This is a genomic window from Methylibium sp. T29, from assembly GCF_000576205.1.
GTDB classification, from domain to species: domain Bacteria; phylum Pseudomonadota; class Gammaproteobacteria; order Burkholderiales; family Burkholderiaceae_C; genus Methylibium; species Methylibium petroleiphilum.
This window is the reverse complement of the sequence record NZ_AZND01000011.1, coordinates 24,503-39,971: the sequence shown is the minus strand read 5'-3', so window position 1 is coordinate 39,971 and position 15,469 is coordinate 24,503. Positions and strand designations below refer to the sequence as shown.

Annotated in this window: 15 protein-coding genes and 2 pseudogenes; 5 read left to right on the top strand and 12 right to left on the bottom strand. The window is 66.8% G+C overall.

Annotated elements, in window-relative coordinates; genetic code table 11:
- The 3 genes from folP to x551_RS03415 form a co-directional block, all read right to left on the bottom strand.
- Window positions 1–706: dihydropteroate synthase (folP, locus tag x551_RS03425; protein WP_036247536.1), on the bottom strand; the 706-nt coding region annotated here is incomplete at its 3' end.
- 82 nt (window positions 707–788) lie between these two features.
- Window positions 789–2,711 (bottom strand): ATP-dependent zinc metalloprotease FtsH, encoded by a 1,923-nt coding sequence (gene ftsH / locus x551_RS03420; protein WP_011828867.1) that lies wholly within the window; start codon window positions 2,709–2,711, stop codon window positions 789–791.
- A 177-nt stretch (window positions 2,712–2,888) separates the two neighbouring features.
- Window positions 2,889–3,563: an RlmE family RNA methyltransferase gene (locus x551_RS03415; RefSeq protein WP_036247533.1), complete on the bottom strand. Its 675-nt coding sequence runs from the start codon at window positions 3,561–3,563 to the stop codon at window positions 2,889–2,891.
- A 20-nt stretch (window positions 3,564–3,583) separates the two neighbouring features.
- On the opposite strand from x551_RS03415, the gene x551_RS03410 reads away from it, so the two are divergent.
- On the top strand, window positions 3,584–4,054 hold the full coding sequence (locus x551_RS03410) for a YhbY family RNA-binding protein (RefSeq protein ID WP_036229709.1): 471 nt from the start codon (window positions 3,584–3,586) through the stop codon (window positions 4,052–4,054).
- Between the two features lies 1 nt (window position 4,055).
- On the opposite strand, the gene x551_RS24025 is transcribed toward x551_RS03410, so the two are convergent.
- The 6 genes and pseudogenes from x551_RS24025 to carA form a co-directional block, all read right to left on the bottom strand.
- Entirely contained in the window at window positions 4,056–4,508 is a 453-nt protein-coding gene (locus x551_RS24025; RefSeq protein WP_197028720.1) for a DUF502 domain-containing protein, read from the bottom strand.
- Window positions 4,427–4,732 (bottom strand): hypothetical protein, encoded by a 306-nt coding sequence (locus x551_RS26385; protein WP_051495532.1) that lies wholly within the window; start codon window positions 4,730–4,732, stop codon window positions 4,427–4,429. The genes x551_RS24025 and x551_RS26385 overlap by 82 nt, the downstream gene beginning before the upstream one ends.
- 67 nt (window positions 4,733–4,799) lie before the next feature.
- Window positions 4,800–5,258, bottom strand: coding sequence for a DUF4149 domain-containing protein (locus x551_RS03400; RefSeq protein WP_011828863.1), 459 nt, complete (start codon window positions 5,256–5,258; stop codon window positions 4,800–4,802).
- Window positions 5,255–5,730, bottom strand: a pseudogene (gene greA / locus x551_RS03395) (transcription elongation factor GreA). Before greA ends, x551_RS03400 begins: the two are co-directional and overlap by 4 nt.
- 79 nt (window positions 5,731–5,809) lie before the next feature.
- Window positions 5,810–9,080: pseudogene (carB, locus tag x551_RS03390) on the bottom strand (carbamoyl-phosphate synthase large subunit).
- Window position 9,081: 1 nt separating this feature from the next.
- Window positions 9,082–10,233 carry a glutamine-hydrolyzing carbamoyl-phosphate synthase small subunit gene (gene carA / locus x551_RS03385; RefSeq protein WP_011828860.1) on the bottom strand — a complete coding sequence of 384 codons (1,152 nt, stop codon included), beginning with the start codon at window positions 10,231–10,233 and terminating at the stop codon, window positions 9,082–9,084.
- A gap of 252 nt (window positions 10,234–10,485) precedes the next feature.
- On the opposite strand from carA, the gene bfr reads away from it, so the two are divergent.
- From bfr to x551_RS24020, 3 genes are all read left to right on the top strand, one after another.
- Window positions 10,486–10,965 carry a bacterioferritin gene (gene bfr, locus x551_RS03380; RefSeq protein WP_011828859.1) on the top strand — a complete coding sequence of 160 codons (480 nt, stop codon included), beginning with the start codon at window positions 10,486–10,488 and terminating at the stop codon, window positions 10,963–10,965.
- 100 nt (window positions 10,966–11,065) lie between these two features.
- Complete coding sequence (locus tag x551_RS23240; RefSeq protein ID WP_011828858.1) at window positions 11,066–11,287, top strand: (2Fe-2S)-binding protein; 222 nt, start codon at window positions 11,066–11,068, stop codon at window positions 11,285–11,287.
- 74 nt (window positions 11,288–11,361) lie between these two features.
- Window positions 11,362–11,580 (top strand): hemin uptake protein HemP, encoded by a 219-nt coding sequence (locus tag x551_RS24020; RefSeq protein WP_081771197.1) that lies wholly within the window; start codon window positions 11,362–11,364, stop codon window positions 11,578–11,580.
- Between the two features lie 41 nt (window positions 11,581–11,621).
- Here the strand turns inward: x551_RS24020 and x551_RS03370 are convergent, their stop codons facing one another.
- Window positions 11,622–12,026, bottom strand: coding sequence for a heme-binding protein (locus tag x551_RS03370; protein WP_036229706.1), 405 nt, complete (start codon window positions 12,024–12,026; stop codon window positions 11,622–11,624).
- Between the two features lie 185 nt (window positions 12,027–12,211).
- Here x551_RS03370 and x551_RS03365 point away from each other — a divergent pair, with 185 nt between their 5' ends.
- Window positions 12,212–12,907, top strand: coding sequence for a Bax inhibitor-1/YccA family protein (locus x551_RS03365; RefSeq protein WP_011828856.1), 696 nt, complete (start codon window positions 12,212–12,214; stop codon window positions 12,905–12,907).
- 107 nt (window positions 12,908–13,014) lie between these two features.
- Here the strand turns inward: x551_RS03365 and rlmD are convergent, their stop codons facing one another.
- Window positions 13,015–14,379, bottom strand: a complete 1,365-nt coding sequence (gene rlmD / locus x551_RS03360) for a 23S rRNA (uracil(1939)-C(5))-methyltransferase RlmD (RefSeq protein ID WP_036229704.1) — start codon at window positions 14,377–14,379, stop codon at window positions 13,015–13,017.
- A 49-nt stretch (window positions 14,380–14,428) separates the two neighbouring features.
- Window positions 14,429–15,460, bottom strand: a complete 1,032-nt coding sequence (gene rpoS, locus x551_RS03355) for an RNA polymerase sigma factor RpoS (RefSeq protein WP_011828854.1) — start codon at window positions 15,458–15,460, stop codon at window positions 14,429–14,431.
- Window positions 15,461–15,469: the final 9 nt, after the last annotated feature.

The following is a 15,469-nucleotide window of genomic DNA, read 5'->3' as shown; positions in this document are numbered from 1 at the left end:
CGCCGAGCTCGCGGCCGGTCAGCCGGCCCAGCACGCCCTTGCGCGACCAGCCCGCCAGCAGCGGCAGCCCCAGGCCCAGCAGCTCTTGCTGACGGACCAGCAGCGCCACGTTGTGCTCGGTGCGCTTGCCGAAGCCGATGCCCGGGTCGAGCGTGATCCGGGCGTCGTCGACGCCCCGCGCTCGCAGCGCTTCAACGCGCGCCCGCAGGAAGGAGCGCACCTCGGTCACCACGTCGTCGTACTGCGGATCGCCGTCCTGCATGGTCTTCGGCTGGTCGCCGCGCATGTGCATCAGGCAGACGCCGCAGTTCGCATGCGCGGTCACCACGTCCAGAGCCCCGGGTTCGCGCAGCGCCTTGATGTCGTTGACGATGTCCACACCGAGGTCGAGCGCGGCGCGCATCACCTCGGGCTTGTAGCTGTCGAGCGACACAGGTACGCCGAGCGCCATCGCGCCGCGCAGCACCGGCAGCACGCGTGCCAGTTCGTCCTGCAGCGGCACCGGCTCCGCGCCCGGGCGGGTCGATTCGCCACCAATGTCGAGGATGTCGGCGCCGTCCTTCAGCAACTGCTCGCAGTGGGCCAGCGCCCCGGCGGCGCCCCCATGCAGCCCGCCATCGGAGAAGGAGTCCGGCGTGACGTTGACGATGCCCATGACGCGCGGGGCGACGAGATCGATGCGGAATCGCGTGGTCTGCCAGAACATCGTGGGGTCAGTGGGGAAAAGAGATCCGCTCAAAGCAAACGGGGCCGAAGCCCCGTTGCGCGATCGACAAACGAGCGGAACGTCAGACCGCGGCCGGAGCACCGTCGGTGCTGACGGCCGGCGTGCCGCCGTTGCCGCTGCCGCCGTTGACGCCGGCCGCGCTACTGGGCGTCCAGTCCTTCGGCGGCCGCGGCGGCTTGCCGCCCATGATGTCGTCGATCTGCTCCGCGTCGATGGTTTCCCATTCCAGCAGCGCCTTCGCCATCGCGTGCATCTTGTCCTGGTTGTCCTCGATGAGCTTGCGGGCGGTGGTGTACTGCTCGTCGATGATGCGGCGGATCACCGAGTCGACCTTGCGCATCGTCTCTTCGGACATGTTGGTCGTCTTCGTGACCGAGCGGCCGAGGAAGACCTCGCCTTCGTTCTCGGAGTAGACCATCGGGCCCAGTTCGTCGGTCATGCCATAGCGCATCACCATGTCGCGGGCGATCTGGGTCGCGCGCTCGAAGTCGTTGCTGGCGCCGGTGGTCATCTGGTTCATGAACACCTCTTCGGCGATTCGTCCGCCGAACAGCACCGAGATCGTACTCAGCATGCGCTCCTTGTCCATGCTGTAGCGGTCGGTCTCCGGCAACTGCATGGTCACGCCCAGCGCGCGGCCACGCGGGATCACGGTGACCTTGTGCACCGGGTCGGTCTTGGGCATCAGACGCGCCACCAGTGCGTGGCCAGCCTCGTGGTAGGCGGTGTTGCGGCGCTCCTCCTCTGGCATGACCATGGACTTGCGCTCGGGGCCCATCATGATCTTGTCCTTGGCCTTCTCGAAGTCGGCCATCTCGACCACGCGGGCGCTGCGCCGCGCGGCGAACAGGGCCGCCTCGTTGACTAGGTTGGCCAGGTCGGCACCCGAGAAGCCCGGCGTGCCGCGCGCCAGGATGTCGGCGCGGATGTCCTGGCCGATCGGCACCTTGCGCATGTGCACGTTCAGGATCTGCTCGCGGCCCCGCACGTCGGGCAGCGTCACGTAGACCTGGCGGTCGAAACGGCCCGGACGCAGCAGAGCCGGATCCAGGATGTCGGGCCGGTTGGTGGCCGCCATCACGATGACGCCGAGGTTGGTCTCGAAGCCGTCCATCTCGACCAACATCTGATTCAGCGTTTGCTCGCGTTCGTCGTTGCCGCCGCCCAGGCCAGCGCCGCGGTGGCGCCCGACCGCGTCGATTTCATCGACGAAGATGATGCAGGGCGCGCTCTTCTTGGCCTGCTCGAACATGTCGCGCACACGCGCCGCGCCGACACCGACGAACATCTCGACGAAGTCGGAACCCGAGATCGAGAAGAACGGCACCTTCGCCTCGCCGGCGATCGCCTTGGCGAGCAGGGTCTTGCCGGTGCCTGGCGGGCCGACCAGCAACACGCCGCGCGGGATGCGCCCACCGAGCTTCTGGAACTTCTGCGGGTCCTTCAGGAAGTCGACCAACTCCTTGACTTCCTCTTTCGCTTCGTCACAACCGGCAACGTCGGCAAACGTGGTGGAGTTGTTGGCTTCGTCCAGCATCCTCGCCTTGGACTTGCCGAAACTGAAGGCGCCGCCCTTGCCGCCGCCCTGCATCTGTCGCATGAAATAGATCCACACGCCGATCAGCAGCAACATCGGACCCCAGCTGAGCAGGATGCTCATCAAGATCGACGGCTCCTCCCGCGGCTTGACGTCGAACTTCACGCCGTTGTTGATCAGGTCTCCGACCAGCCCCCGATCAAGGTAAGTGGCGGTGGTGCGCAGCGTCTTGCCATCGGTGGTGGCCGCCCGGATCTCCGTCGCACCGTTGCCGCTCTCCTGCAGGGTAACGGTCGAGATGCGCTTGCTGCGCACCTCTTCGAGGAAGTCGGAATAGCCGATCTGCCCGCCCGCGGCCGCCGTGCGGTCGAACTGCTTGAACACGGTGAACAGCACCAGGGCGATCACCAGCCAGACAGCGACCTTCGAGAACCATTGATTGTTCACCGCGGCTCCTTCACCGAATCCTGCCCGAAATGGGCGTCACTCACTTGCTGCACGGGATATGTCTCACTCTCGCGGGATATGGGGCCGAGTTTAGTCCAGTCAACCCCGGGACGCCGATCGGCTTTGTCATCGGCTGCGATAGGTCAAGGCCTGGATTCGCGGGAATTTCCGCCGGTTTCACCTCGATTTGAGACCGATGCCGACCAGAAAGGTTTCCGACGACTTGTCACGAGATGCCTTGGGCTTGATCGGTTTCACGACCCGGAAACGCTTCTTGAACAGCTCGACCAGCTGGCTGTGGCCGCTGCCGTGGAACACCTTGCAGACCAGCGCGCCGTGCGGATGGAGGTGGGTTTCGGCGAATTCGACCGCCAGCTCCACCAGCAGCGCGATGCGCGCGGAATCTGAGGAGGCGATGCCAGAGAGGTTCGGCGCCATGTCCGACACGACCACGTCGACGCCGCGCCCGCCGATCGCGGCGCTCAATTCCGCAAGCACCGCCTCATCGTGGAAATCGCCCTGGATGAACTGCACGCCCTCGATCGGCTCGAAATCCAGGAGGTCGAGTGCAATGATGCGGCCGTTCAGTGCACCGGCCGCGGCGCCGCCGGCGCCGGCCTCCTTGGGTGCGAACCTGCGGCGCAGGTACTGGCTCCAGGCGCCGGGTGCCGCGCCGAGGTCGACGACGACCTGGCCCGGCTTGATCAGCCCCAGCGCCTCATCGATCTCCTTGAGCTTGTAGGCGGCACGGGCCCGGTAGCCCTCCTTCTGGGCCAGCTTGACGTAGGGATCGTTGATGTGATCGTTGAGCCACGCCTTGTTGACCTTCTTGCTCTTGGTTTTGACTTTCATGTCGCGTCGATAATACGGGGATGCCTGCCATTCAACTCACGCCTGCCGAGCGCAAGGCCCACCGTGCCGATGCGCACCACCTCGATCCGGTCGTGATGATCGGCGGCGAGGGCCTGACTCCCGCCGTCACCAAGGAGGCAGACGCCGCGCTGAAGGCCCATGGCCTGATCAAGGTACGCGTGTTCTCCGACGAACGCGAGACCCGCGAAGCGATCTTCGCCACGCTGTGCGAACAGCTCGGCGCGGCGCCCGTCCAGCACATCGGCAAGCTGCTGGTGCTGTGGCGCCCGGTCGAGCCGAAGGAAAAGACGCCGGACGAACACCGCCAGGCCGGCCCGCGGGTGGTGAAGATCCTGAAGTTCTCCAAGAGCGGCAACCACCGTGCCCAGGTGAAGAAGCTCACCGTGCTGGGCAACCAGCGCATCACCTCCGGCGGCATCGTCAAGCGGGCCAAGGAGCGGCTGCCAAGCAAGAAGAAACTGGGCGACTGAGTCATCGGCCGTCTGCCGGCGTCTGCGGCAGGTACTGGGCCGAGGTGACGCCCATGGAAACGTAGATGCTCGTCAGCGCGTCGATGCCGATCTCGGCCGGCGTGATCCACGCCTGCGGCACGTAGAGCAACCCGCCGCCGACCGGCACCGGGGCGGTCGGCACCAGCACTGCGTGGTAACGCGCACCGCCCAGGTCGATGGTCTCGGCGGCCGACAGCAGGCCCAGCACCGCCACGCCGCCCGGTCCGCCGAAGTGGCACCAGACCGGCCGCATCGACTGAAGCCCGCCGCCGTCGGCCCCGCGCGGCGACAGCAGTTCGACGAAGCGCTGGGTGATGCCGTAAATGCTGCGCACGACCGGAATGCGCTGGATCAGCGCGTCGACGCTGCGTGCCAGCCAGCCGCGCAGGCGCGTCTGGACCACGACACCGAGCGCGAAGATCGCCGCCAGCACCAGGCAACGCCGATCAGGTAGCCCAGCACCTCGGAGCTGCCGCCGCCCAGGCCCAGCGCCACCAGTCGCTGACCGATGAAGCTGCCCGGCCCGACATAGGCGAACAGCAGGCGCAGCACCCACACGATGACCAGAAGCGTGGCAGCCAATGGCAGCGCAGCCAGCAAGCCGGCGAGGAAGATGCTCGTCAGCGTCCGTTTCAGCGGCGGCGGCATGGACGTCATGAAGCGACTCTCCTCGGGGCGGCAAACAATCGGCCTCCGCACGCTGCGGAAGCACCGAACCGGGACGTCAGCCCCGTGCCGCCCGCCAAGCCAATGTAGCGACCAACAGGCTCTTCACGGCGTAGAGGGTCGTCGACACGCCGTGCAGCGCGCCGAACGACCAGCGCCCCTCCCCGGCGCGTGCGGCCTCCATCATCGGCTGCAGCGCGTAGTGGCCGAGCACGGTGCAGAACAGCACACCCAGCAGCAGCAGCAGTTCGGCGCTGACCGGCGAGCCCTGCCCGGCCTTCGCGCGGCGGCCGGCCCGCAGGCGCTCCAGCAGCCCGAGCAGCACGCACAGCGCCAAGCTGAGCTGGGCCTCGAGCGCGAACAGCCGCGCCGCCACCCGCCCGGCCGACGGCCGGTCCAGCAAGCTGAACAGGCTGGGGGCGGCGATGAGGGCAATGGCCAGCAACACGCCGAACCACAGGCCGGGGATCAGGCGCCGCAGCCGTTCAGGCACGGCCACCAGGCTGGCGCCGCTCACAGGTAGCGGACCTCGACGATCTCGTAGCGGCGCGTGCCGCCGGGCGCCTGGAACTCCGCCACGTCGCCGGCTTCCTTGCCGATCATCGCGCGCGCGATCGGCGAGCTGACCGAGATCAGCCCCTGCTTCAGGTCGGCCTCGTCGTCACCGACGATCTGGTACGTGACGCTGTCGCCCGAGCTCTCCTCCTCCAGCTCGACCGTCGCGCCGAACACCACCCGCCCGCCAGCGTCCAGCATCGCAGGATCGATGATCTGTGCCGCCGCCATCTTGCTTTCGATCTCGAGGATGCGTCCCTCGATGAAGCCCTGCTTGTCCTTGGCGGCTCGTACTCGGCGTTCTCCGACAGATCACCCTGCGCACGCGCCTCTGCGATCGCCTGGATCACGGCATGCCGCTCCACCGACTTCAGGCGGTGGAGCTCTTCCTTCAATTTCTCGGCGCCGCGTTTGGTCAGCGGGATGGTGGCCATGATCTCTTCTCGTCGAATCGGTGCGTGCAAAAAACTCAGCCGCCCCGGGGCTCCGGGGCGGCCGTGTGAAGCGCGCAGTTTAGTGGAGTTCCGCGTGCAGTTCCTGCAGGGAAAGCACGGTCAGATCGTCCTGATGCTTCAGTGCCTCGACCGCGGCCTCGCAGCCGGCCATGGTCGTGTAGTAACTGACGCGGTTGGCGATCGCCGCGGTGCGGATGTAGCGCGAATCCGCGATCGCGGTACGGGTCTCGTCGACGGTCGTGAATACCAGCTGGATCTCGCCGGCCTTGATCATGTCGGCGATGTGCGGCCGACCGTCCTTGACCTTGTTGACCACCTTCACCGGCACGCCGGCCGCCGAGATGGCCGCTGCCGTGCCCCTGGTGGCGACGACGTTGAAGCCGAGATCGACCAGATCGCCGGCGATCTTGACCGCGCGATCCTTGTCGGCGTTCTTCACCGTGATGACGACCGTGCCCCTGGACGGCAGGCGCGAGCCGGCGCCGAGCTGGCTCTTGAGCATGGCCTCGCCGAAGCTGCGGCCCGCCCCCATCACCTCGCCGGTCGAGCGCATCTCGGGGCCGAGGATGGGATCGACGCCGGGGAACTTGTTGAACGGGAACACCGCTTCCTTGACGCTGTAGTACGAGGGCACGATCTCGCGCGGCGCCTCGCCCCTCAGGGCCTTCTGCGCGGCCAGCTTCTGGCCGACCATGCAGCGCGCCGCGATCTTGGCCAGCGGCTGGCCGGTGGCCTTGGAGACGAAGGGTACGGTGCGCGACGCGCGCGGGTTGACCTCGAGCACGTAGACGACCGCCTCATCGCCCTCGCCCTGGATCGCGAACTGCACGTTCATCAGGCCCACGACCTGCAGCGCCTTCGCCATCGCCGCGGTCTGGCGCCGCAGTTCATCCTGCAGCGCCGGGCTCAGCGCATACGGCGGCAGCGAGCACGCCGAGTCGCCGGAGTGCACGCCGGCCTGCTCGATGTGCTCCATGATCGCGCCGATCATCACGTCGTGGCCGTCGGAGATGCAGTCGACATCGACCTCCACCGCGTCATCGAGGAAGCGGTCGAGCAGCACCGGCGACTTCTCGGACACGCGGACCGCCTCGCGCATGTAGCGCTCGAGGTCCTTGTCGCCATGCACGATCTCCATCGCACGGCCGCCCAGCACGTAGCTCGGGCGCACCACCAGGGGGTAGCCGATCTCCTGCGCCAGCTGCAGCGCGGCCTCCTCGGTGCGCGCGGTGCGGTTCGGAGGCTGCTTCAGACCGAGCTTGTGCAGCAATTGCTGGAAGCGCTCGCGATCTTCCGCGATGTCGATGCTGTCCGGCGAGGTGCCGACGATCGGCACGCCGGCGCGCTCCAGGTCGAGCGCCAGCTTCAACGGCGTCTGGCCTCCGTACTGCACGATCACGCCGACCGGCTTTTCCTTGTCGACGATCTCCAGCACGTCTTCCAGCGTCACCGGCTCGAAGTAAAGCCGGTCCGAGGTGTCGTAGTCGGTCGACACGGTCTCGGGGTTGCAGTTGACCATGATGGTCTCGTAGCCGTCCTCGCGCATCGCCAGCGCGGCGTGCACGCAGCAGTAGTCGAACTCGATGCCCTGGCCGATGCGGTTCGGGCCGCCGCCGAGCACCATGATCTTCTTGCGGTCGGTCGGCTGCGCCTCGCACTCGTCGTCGTACGTCGAGTACATGTAGGCGGTCTGCGTGGCGAACTCGGCCGCACAGGTGTCGACGCGCTTGTAGACCGGCCGCACGCCCTGTGCGTGGCGCGCGGCGCGCACCTCATGCTGGTGGGTGCCGAGCAGCTTGGCCAGGCGCTTGTCGGAGAAGCCCTTGCGCTTGAGGAAGCGCAGCTCGTCCGTCGACAGGCTGGCCAGCGTGCGGCCCTTCAGCGCCAGCTCCGCCTGCACGAGCTGCTCGATCTGTGCCAGGAACCATGGTCGATCGCGGTTTCCTCGAAGATCTCGTCGCGGCTCAGGCCGATGCGGAAGCGTCGGCGACATAGAGGATGCGCTCCGGACCCGCCTCGCCGATCTCCTGGACGATCTCCTCGCGGTCGGTGCTGCGCTCGGACAGGCCGTCGATGCCGGTCTCGAGACCGCGCAGCGCCTTCTGGAAACTCTCCTGGAAGCTGCGGCCCATCGCCATCACCTCGCCCACCGACTTCATCTGCGTGGTCAGGCGGGAGTCGGCGGCCGGGAACTTCTCGAACGCGAAGCGCGGGATCTTGGTGACGACGTAGTCGATGCTGGGCTCGAAGCTCGCCGGCGTCGCGCCGCCGGTGATGTCATTGCGCAGTTCGTCGAGCGTGTAGCCGACCGCCAGCTTGGCGGCCACCTTCGCGATCGGGAATCCGGTGGCCTTTGAAGCCAGGGCCGACGACCGCGACACGCGCGGGTTCATCTCGATCACGACCATGCGGCCGTTGTCCGGGTTGATCGAGAACTGCACGTTGGAGCCGCCGGTGTCGACGCCGATCTCGCGCAGGATCGCGATGCTGGCGTTGCGCAGCAGCTGGTATTCCTTGTCGGTCAGCGTCTGGGCCGGCGCCACGGTGATCGAGTCGCCGGTGTGGATGCCCATCGGATCGAGGTTCTCGATCGAGCAGACGATGATGCAGTTGTCCGCCTTGTCGCGGACCACCTCCATCTCGTACTCCTTCCAGCCGATCAGGCTCTCCTCGATGAGCAGTTCCTTGGTCGGCGAGAGGTCGAGGCCGCGCTTGCAGATCTCCTCGAACTCCTCGGGGTTGTAGGCGATGCCGCCGCCAGTGCCGCCGAGCGTGAAGCTCGGGCGGATCACCATCGGGAAACCGGTGCCGCCGATGTCGCTCGTGATCCGACGCTGGACGGCCAGCGCCTCCTCCATCGAGTGCGCGATGCCGCTCTTGGCCGAATGCAGGCCGATGCCGGTCATCGCGTCCTTGAACTTCAGGCGGTCCTCGGCCTTCTCGATCGCGTGCTCGTTGGCGCCGATCATCTCGACGCCGTACTTGGACAGCACACCGTGCTTGTGCAGGTCGAGGGCGCAGTTCAACGCGGTCTGGCCGCCCATCGTGGGCAGGATCGCCATCTTCTCGTCGGGATGCGCCTGGCGCTCCTTGGCGATGATCTTTTCGACCACCGACCACGTGATCGGCTCGATGTAGGTGGCATCGGCCATCTCCGGGTCGGTCATGATCGTCGCCGGATTGCTGTTGACGAGGATGACGCGATAGCCCTCCTCGCGCAGCGCCTTGCAGGCCTGAGCGCCGGAGTAGTCGAACTCGCAGGCCTGACCGATGATGATCGGGCCGGCGCCGATGATGAGGATGCTTTGAAGGTCGGTGCGCTTGGGCATGTCAGTTCTTTTCCATCAGCGCAATGAAGCGGTCGAACAGGTAGCCGATGTCGTGCGGCCCGGGAGACGCTTCCGGGTGGCCCTGGAAGCAGAAGGCGGGCTTGTCGGTGCGCGCCAGCCCCTGCAGCGTGCCGTCGAACAGGCTCACGTGCGTGGGGCGCAGGGTGGCCGGCAGGGACTTCTCGTCGACCGCGAAACCGTGGTTCTGGCTCGTGATGCTGACGCGGCCGTCGTCCAGGTCCTTTACCGGGTGGTTGGCGCCGTGGTGCCCGAACTTCATCTTGAAGGTCTTCGCCCCCGAAGCCAGCGCCATGATCTGGTGACCCAGACAGATGCCGAACACCGGCAGGCCGGTGTCGATCAGCGTGCGCGTTGCCTCGATCGCGTAGTCGCAGGGCTCGGGGTCGCCCGGGCCGTTGCTGAGGAAGATGCCGTCCGGCTTCAGCAGCAGCGCCTCCGCGGCCGGCGTCTTGGCCGGCACCACCGTGACCTGGCAGCCGCGGCTGGCCAGCATGCGCAGGATGTTGCGCTTGACGCCGAAGTCATAGGCGACGACGTGGAACTTCGGCGCCGCCTGGGTGCCGTAGCCGGTGCCCAGCGACCACTCGGTCTCGGTCCAACCGTAGGGCATCGCAGTGCTCACGACCTTGGCGAGATCCAGGCCTGCCATGCTCTGCGCACTGCGCGCCCGGGCCACCGCGTCGGCGACCAGCGCCTCGGTGAAGGTCTCCCCGCGCGGCAGCGCCACGATGCAGCCGTTCTGGGCCCCGCCGGTGCGCAGGATGCGGGTGAGCTTGCGGGTGTCGATGTCGGCGATCGCCACCGTTCCTTCGTCGCGCAGATACTGCGACAGCGTGCGGGTCTTGCGGAAATTCGAGTCGAGGACCGGCAGGTCCTTGATGATCAGGCCGGCGGCATGGACTTTCGAGGCTTCGACATCCTCCTCGTTGACGCCGGTGTTGCCGATGTGCGGATACGTCAGCGTGACGATCTGCCGGCAGTAGCTCGGGTCGGTGAGGATTTCCTGGTAGCCGGTGAGCGCGGTGTTGAACACCACCTCGCCGACCGTGCGACCGGCCGCGCCGATCGAGGTACCTTGAAAGACCGTGCCGTCTGCGAGAGCAAGTAGAGCGAGGGGCAGATCTGGCAGCACGGGAACTCCGTCATTTGCGCGCGCCCAGCTCGGCTCTTCGGGCCTGAGTCCGGCGGGAAACAGCGGAAGTTTCGGTGGGCGGCAGGTGGGTGCGGGTAAACCTTTGAATTGTAGCTGGCTTCGCGCCCGCTCCGGGACTGCGAGTCAGTCGCATGCGCGTCAAGAGCGAATCGGCGGGGCCTTGGCAGGCGGAGCGCTGGAAAGCCGCCTCTGCGCTTCGATAATGCAGCGAATCACACCACGGAGAGGGCCATGAAAGGCGACGCCAAAGTCATCGAATACCTGAACGCGCAGCTCAAGAACGAGCTGACCGCGATCAACCAGTACTTCATGCACTACCGCTTGATGAAGCACTGGGGTTTCGACAAGCTCGCGAAGAAGGAATACGAAGAGTCGATCGGCGAGATGAAGCACGCGGACCGCCTGATGGACCGCATCCTGATGCTCGACGGCCTGCCGAACCTGCAGGACCTGGGCAAGCTGCTGATCGGCGAGGATGTCGTCGAGGCGATGCGCAGCGACCTGCAACTGGAGCAGACCGCGCAACTCACGATCAAGGATGGCATCGCGCACTGCGAGACGGTGCGCGACTACGTCTCGCGCGACCTGCTGCAGGGCATCCTCGACGACACCGAGGAGCACATCGATTTCCTTGAGACGCAGCTCGGCCTGGTCGACCAGGTCGGTCCGCAGAACTACCTGCAGTCGCAGATGGGCGAGATCGGCTCCTGAGCGACGGCACGGTCAGCACAAGCCCCTGGGTCAACAGGGGCTTGTATTACGAATCATTCCTATTTATAGTGAAGGCACTCTGAACCCGGACTGCCGCACCATGATCGTCTGTGTCTGCCACCGCATCTCTCATCGCGAGATCGAGCGCCATGCAACGGCCTGCGACAGCTTCGATGAATTGCAGTTGAACACCGGTGTCGCCACCGGTTGCGGCCGCTGCGGTGACTGCGCCCGCTCCGTGTTCGACGAGGCCCGCCAGCAACCCGCTTGCGGCTTGGTGGGCCGCCTGCGCGTGGCTCAACCGGCTGCGGCACTCGCCTGAACATGTGGTGGCTGGCCAGCCTGTCCGTCGTTGTCCTGGGCGCCTGGTGGGCGCTGCGTTCACCACGTTGAGGGATGCCTGATGAACATCGCCAACCCGACTCTCGACCTGCCTTCCTGCGTTCCGGCGGCCTTGGACCCGCGGTGCCCTGTACTGCGGCGACCGCCCCGCCCGCGCCCCAGGTTCATAGCGCGGCGCTGCTCCAGGGCCGCAATGTTGTGCACATCGAGCACAACGGAGCGCTCTACCAACTGCGCAGCACGCGGCTCGGCAAGCTCATCCTCACCAAGTGACCCCGCAGTCGGGAACGCCCCGTCCTCGTCTGGCCTGCCGGTCAGCCCAGCGCGGCGATCCCCGCCTTGGCCACCTGTGCGTCCTCGTTCGACTTCACGCCGCTGACGCCCACCGCGCCGACGCACTGACCCTGCAGCAGGATGGGAACGCCCCCCTCCAGCATGCCCGCGATGGTCGGTGCGCTCAGGAACGACGTGCGCCCCTGGTTGATGACCTCTTCGTACACCCGGCTTTCTCGCCGGCCCAGCGCGGCGGTATGGGCCTTCGCCGGCGCGATATGCGCCGAGACCGGCGCCGCGCCGTCCAGACGCTGCAGCCACAGCAGATGCCCCCCATCGTCGACGATCGCGATCGTCACCGGCCACTGGTGCGCCAGTGCCTCGGCTTCGGCTGCGGCCGCGATGCGCTTGACATCCTCGAGGGACAGCACGGGCTTGGTCTGCATGGAATCCTCCGACTATGGGTTAACCCGACTCTAAGGCGACCCGGGCCCCGTGGCAAAGAGACTGCGGCCAATTCCGCATCAGCCCGCCATTGGAACCGGGGCAGCCTGCGCATCACTCGCACAACGGAACTAGAATCCGGACGTCAGCTCCAAGCAAGCCTATTCTTCCCTACGGAGGTTATCGAATGAACGACACCCTGCAAACCGCCTACCCCGGCTCGGCCGCCGTCGGCGGCGAGCGCAATCGCGTCCTGCGCAACACGTACTGGCTGCTGGCGCTGTCGCTGGTGCCGACCGTGCTGGGTGCCTGGGTGGGGGTCGCGACCGGCTTCAGCTTCTTCGCCGGCAGCCCCTTCATCGGCTTCCTGCTGTTCATGGGCATCGCGTTCGGCTTCTTCTTCGCGATCGAGAAGTTCAAGAACTCCGGCATCGGCGTAGCGCTGTTGCTGGGCTTCACCTTCTTCATGGGCCTGATGCTGTCGCGCCTGATCGGTGGCGTGCTGGGCAACTACAGCAACGGCGCCACCCTGATCGGCATGGCCTTCGGCGGCACCGCGCTGGTGTTCTTCGGCATGGCCACGCTGGCGACCACCATCAAGCGAGACCTGTCCGGGCTGGGCAAGTGGCTGATGGTGGGTGTGATCGGCCTGATCGTGGCCAGCGTCGCCAACATCTGGCTGCAGATGCCGGCGCTGTTCCTGACGGTCTCGGTGCTCGCCATCGTGATCTTCTCGGCGTTCATGCTGTACGACATCAAGCGCGTGATCGATGGCGGCGAAACGAACTATGTGACCGCGACGCTGGCCATCTACCTTGACGTCTACAACGTGTTCCAGAGCCTGCTGAGCCTGCTGGGCATCTTCGGCGGCGAACGCGAGTAAGTCGCCTCGCCGGATCGACAAGGCCCCGCTCCGCGGGGCCTTTTTCTTTGTACCTGGCTCAACGCAGATGCTTTGGCTACGGCATCACGTCGCTCTGCGACATGCGCCTAAGCCGAAGCATTGCGGTCGAAGACCGCAATGCTTTCCACATGCGCGGTGTGCGGGAACATGTTCACTGCGCCGGCCTGCACGCAGCGGTAGCCGGCCTGGTGCACCAGCAGGCCGGCGTCGCGCGCCAGCGTGGCCGGATTGCAGCTCACGTACACGATGCGCGCCGGTGGCACCCAGCCGGGCGCCTGCCCCGGGTCCTGCACCGCATCGGCCACGGCCTTGGCCAGGGCGAATGCGCCCTCGCGCGGCGGGTCGACCAGCCACTTTGTCGCGCTGCCGTAGGCCACCAGATCCGCCGGCAGCAGTTCGAACAGGTTGCGCGCGTCGAAGCGCGTCTTGTGCGACAGGCCGTTGAGCGCCGCGTTGTCGCGTGAGCGCGCCACCAATGCTTCGCTGCCCTCGATCCCGAGCACCTCTCGCGCCTGCGTGGCCAGCGGCAGCGTGAAATTGCCGAGCCCGCAGAACCAGTCGATCACACGCTCGTCGCCCTGCACGTCCAGCAGCCGCAGCGCCCGCACCACCAGCGCGCGGTTGATGGCGTGGTTGACCTGGGTGAAATCGGTCGGCTTGAAGGGCATGACGACGCCGTATTCCGGCAACGTGTAGGCGAGCTGAGGCCCGCCGTCGTCGAGCCGCTGCACGGTGTCGGGCCCCTTGGGCTGCAGCCACCACTGCACGCCGTGCTCGGCGCCAAAAGCCCGCAACCTCTGCAGGTCGTCCGCGCTCAGGGGCTCGAGGTGGCGCAGCACCAGCGCCGTCACGAGCCCGTCGGGCGCCTCGCCGATCGCCACCTCGATCTGCGGCAGCCGGTCGCGGCCGTCCATGGCGGCAATCAGGGCGCGCAGTGGCAGCAGCATCGCACTCAGGTGCGGCGGCAGGATCTCGCAGCGGCTCATGTCCGCCACGTAGCTCGACTTGCGCTCGTGGAAGCCGATCAGGACCTTGCCCTTCTTGACGACATGCCGCACAGACAGGCGCGCCCGGTAGCGATAGCCCCAGGTCGGCCCCTCGATGGGCCGTAGCATCTGGCCGGCCTTCACCTTGCCCAGATGCCAGAGGTTGTCCTCCAGCACCCGCTGCTTCACCGCGACCTGAGCACCGACATGGAAATGCTGCATCTTGCAGCCGCCGCAGAGTCCGAAGTACTCGCAACGCGGCGTGACGCGTTGCGAGCTCTCGCGGCGCAGCGCCGTCATCGTGCCCTGCTCCCAGTTGTTCTTGCGCCGTCCCACGGCCACCAGAACCTGCTCACCCGGCAAGGCGCCCTCGACAAACACCACCTTGCCTTCGGCGTTGTGCGCCACGCCTTGTGCCTCGAGGTCGAGCGACTCGACCGTCAGCCATTCATCGCCTGCTGTCATGCCACAGATTATCCGGGGCCATGGCCGGCGCTGCCGGCAACCCTCCCACTCAGAAGATCGAGTCGCGGTTGACGCCGTTGCGTGCCATCCGGCGCTTGAGCTTGAGCAGCGCCTCCTGCTGGATCTGGCGGATACGCTCGCGCGTCAGGCCCAGCCGCTCGGCGAGCACCTCCAGCGTCTCGGGTTCCCTGTCGTGCAATCCATAGCGCCCAGCCAGCACCTCGCGCTCGCGTTCGCTCAGTTCGCCCAAACCATGCTCCAGCAGCACGTCGAGTTCATGGTTCAGCGTGTGGCCCAGCGGGTCCGTGGCCTGCTCGTCGGCCACCATGTCGCCCAGCGTCTCGGCCCCATTGCCTGCCTGGCGCTCGAGCGGCGCATCGAGCGACGTGGGCTGCTCGGCAAATCGCAGCAGTTCGGACACCTCGGTCACCGGGCGCCCCAACGCTGCAGCGATCTCGTCGACGCGGACGGTCCGCCCGTCGGCGCTCGCTGCGGCTTCGCCCTCCAGCGCACGGCGCGCCTTGAGCACCTGGTTGAGTTCACGCACCACATGCACCGGCAGCCGCACCAGGCGGGCCTGGTGCATGATCGCGCGCTCGATGCTCTGGCGGATCCACCACGAGGCGTAGGTCGAGAAGCGAAAGCCGCGTTCAGGCTCGAACTTGCCGATCGCGTGCATCAGGCCGAGGTTGCCTTCCTCGATCAGGTCGGTCATCGGCAGGCCGCGGCTGAGGTAGCTCTTGGCGATGCTGACCACGAGCCGCAGATTGCGCTCGATCATCTGCTGCCGCGCCGCGAAGTCGCCGGCCCGGGCGCGCGTGGCCATCGCGAATTCCTCGTCGGGCGTGAACAGGGGCGCTCGCCGGATCTCGCGCAGATAGGTCTGCAGCGTGTTGCCGACCTCGCCTTCGCCGGCAGCGATCGGCAGGTGCTCCTGCACCGGCTCCGGCAGGTCGTCCGCACCATTCGGCGGATCTCCACCACCATGCGTCGGCTCGACCGGCCAGGCCCCGTGCGGCAGGGCCCTCGCATCAGGAAGCGCGTGTCCGTTGCCGGGCGGAGAGTGCTTCCTGTGGTTCATGATGGTCGG

Bases quoted from the DNA above. Each gene is read 5' to 3' on its own strand.
- rpoS (WP_011828854.1), bottom strand. From the start codon at position 15,460: ATGAACCACAGGAAGCACTCTCCGCCCGGCAACGGACACGCGCTTCCT.
- x551_RS23240 (WP_011828858.1), top strand. From the start codon at position 11,066: ATGATCGTCTGTGTCTGCCACCGCATCTCTCATCGCGAGATCGAGCGC.
- x551_RS03370 (WP_036229706.1), bottom strand. From the start codon at position 12,026: ATGCAGACCAAGCCCGTGCTGTCCCTCGAGGATGTCAAGCGCATCGCG.
- x551_RS03415 (WP_036247533.1), bottom strand. From the start codon at position 3,563: ATGAAAGTCAAAACCAAGAGCAAGAAGGTCAACAAGGCGTGGCTCAAC.
- rlmD (WP_036229704.1), bottom strand. From the start codon at position 14,379: ATGACAGCAGGCGATGAATGGCTGACGGTCGAGTCGCTCGACCTCGAG.
- x551_RS03410 (WP_036229709.1), top strand. From the start codon at position 3,584: ATGCCTGCCATTCAACTCACGCCTGCCGAGCGCAAGGCCCACCGTGCC.
- x551_RS24020 (WP_081771197.1), top strand. From the start codon at position 11,362: ATGCCTGATGAACATCGCCAACCCGACTCTCGACCTGCCTTCCTGCGT.
- x551_RS03365 (WP_011828856.1), top strand. From the start codon at position 12,212: ATGAACGACACCCTGCAAACCGCCTACCCCGGCTCGGCCGCCGTCGGC.
- bfr (WP_011828859.1), top strand. From the start codon at position 10,486: ATGAAAGGCGACGCCAAAGTCATCGAATACCTGAACGCGCAGCTCAAG.
- x551_RS26385 (WP_051495532.1), bottom strand. From the start codon at position 4,732: ATGACGTCCATGCCGCCGCCGCTGAAACGGACGCTGACGAGCATCTTC.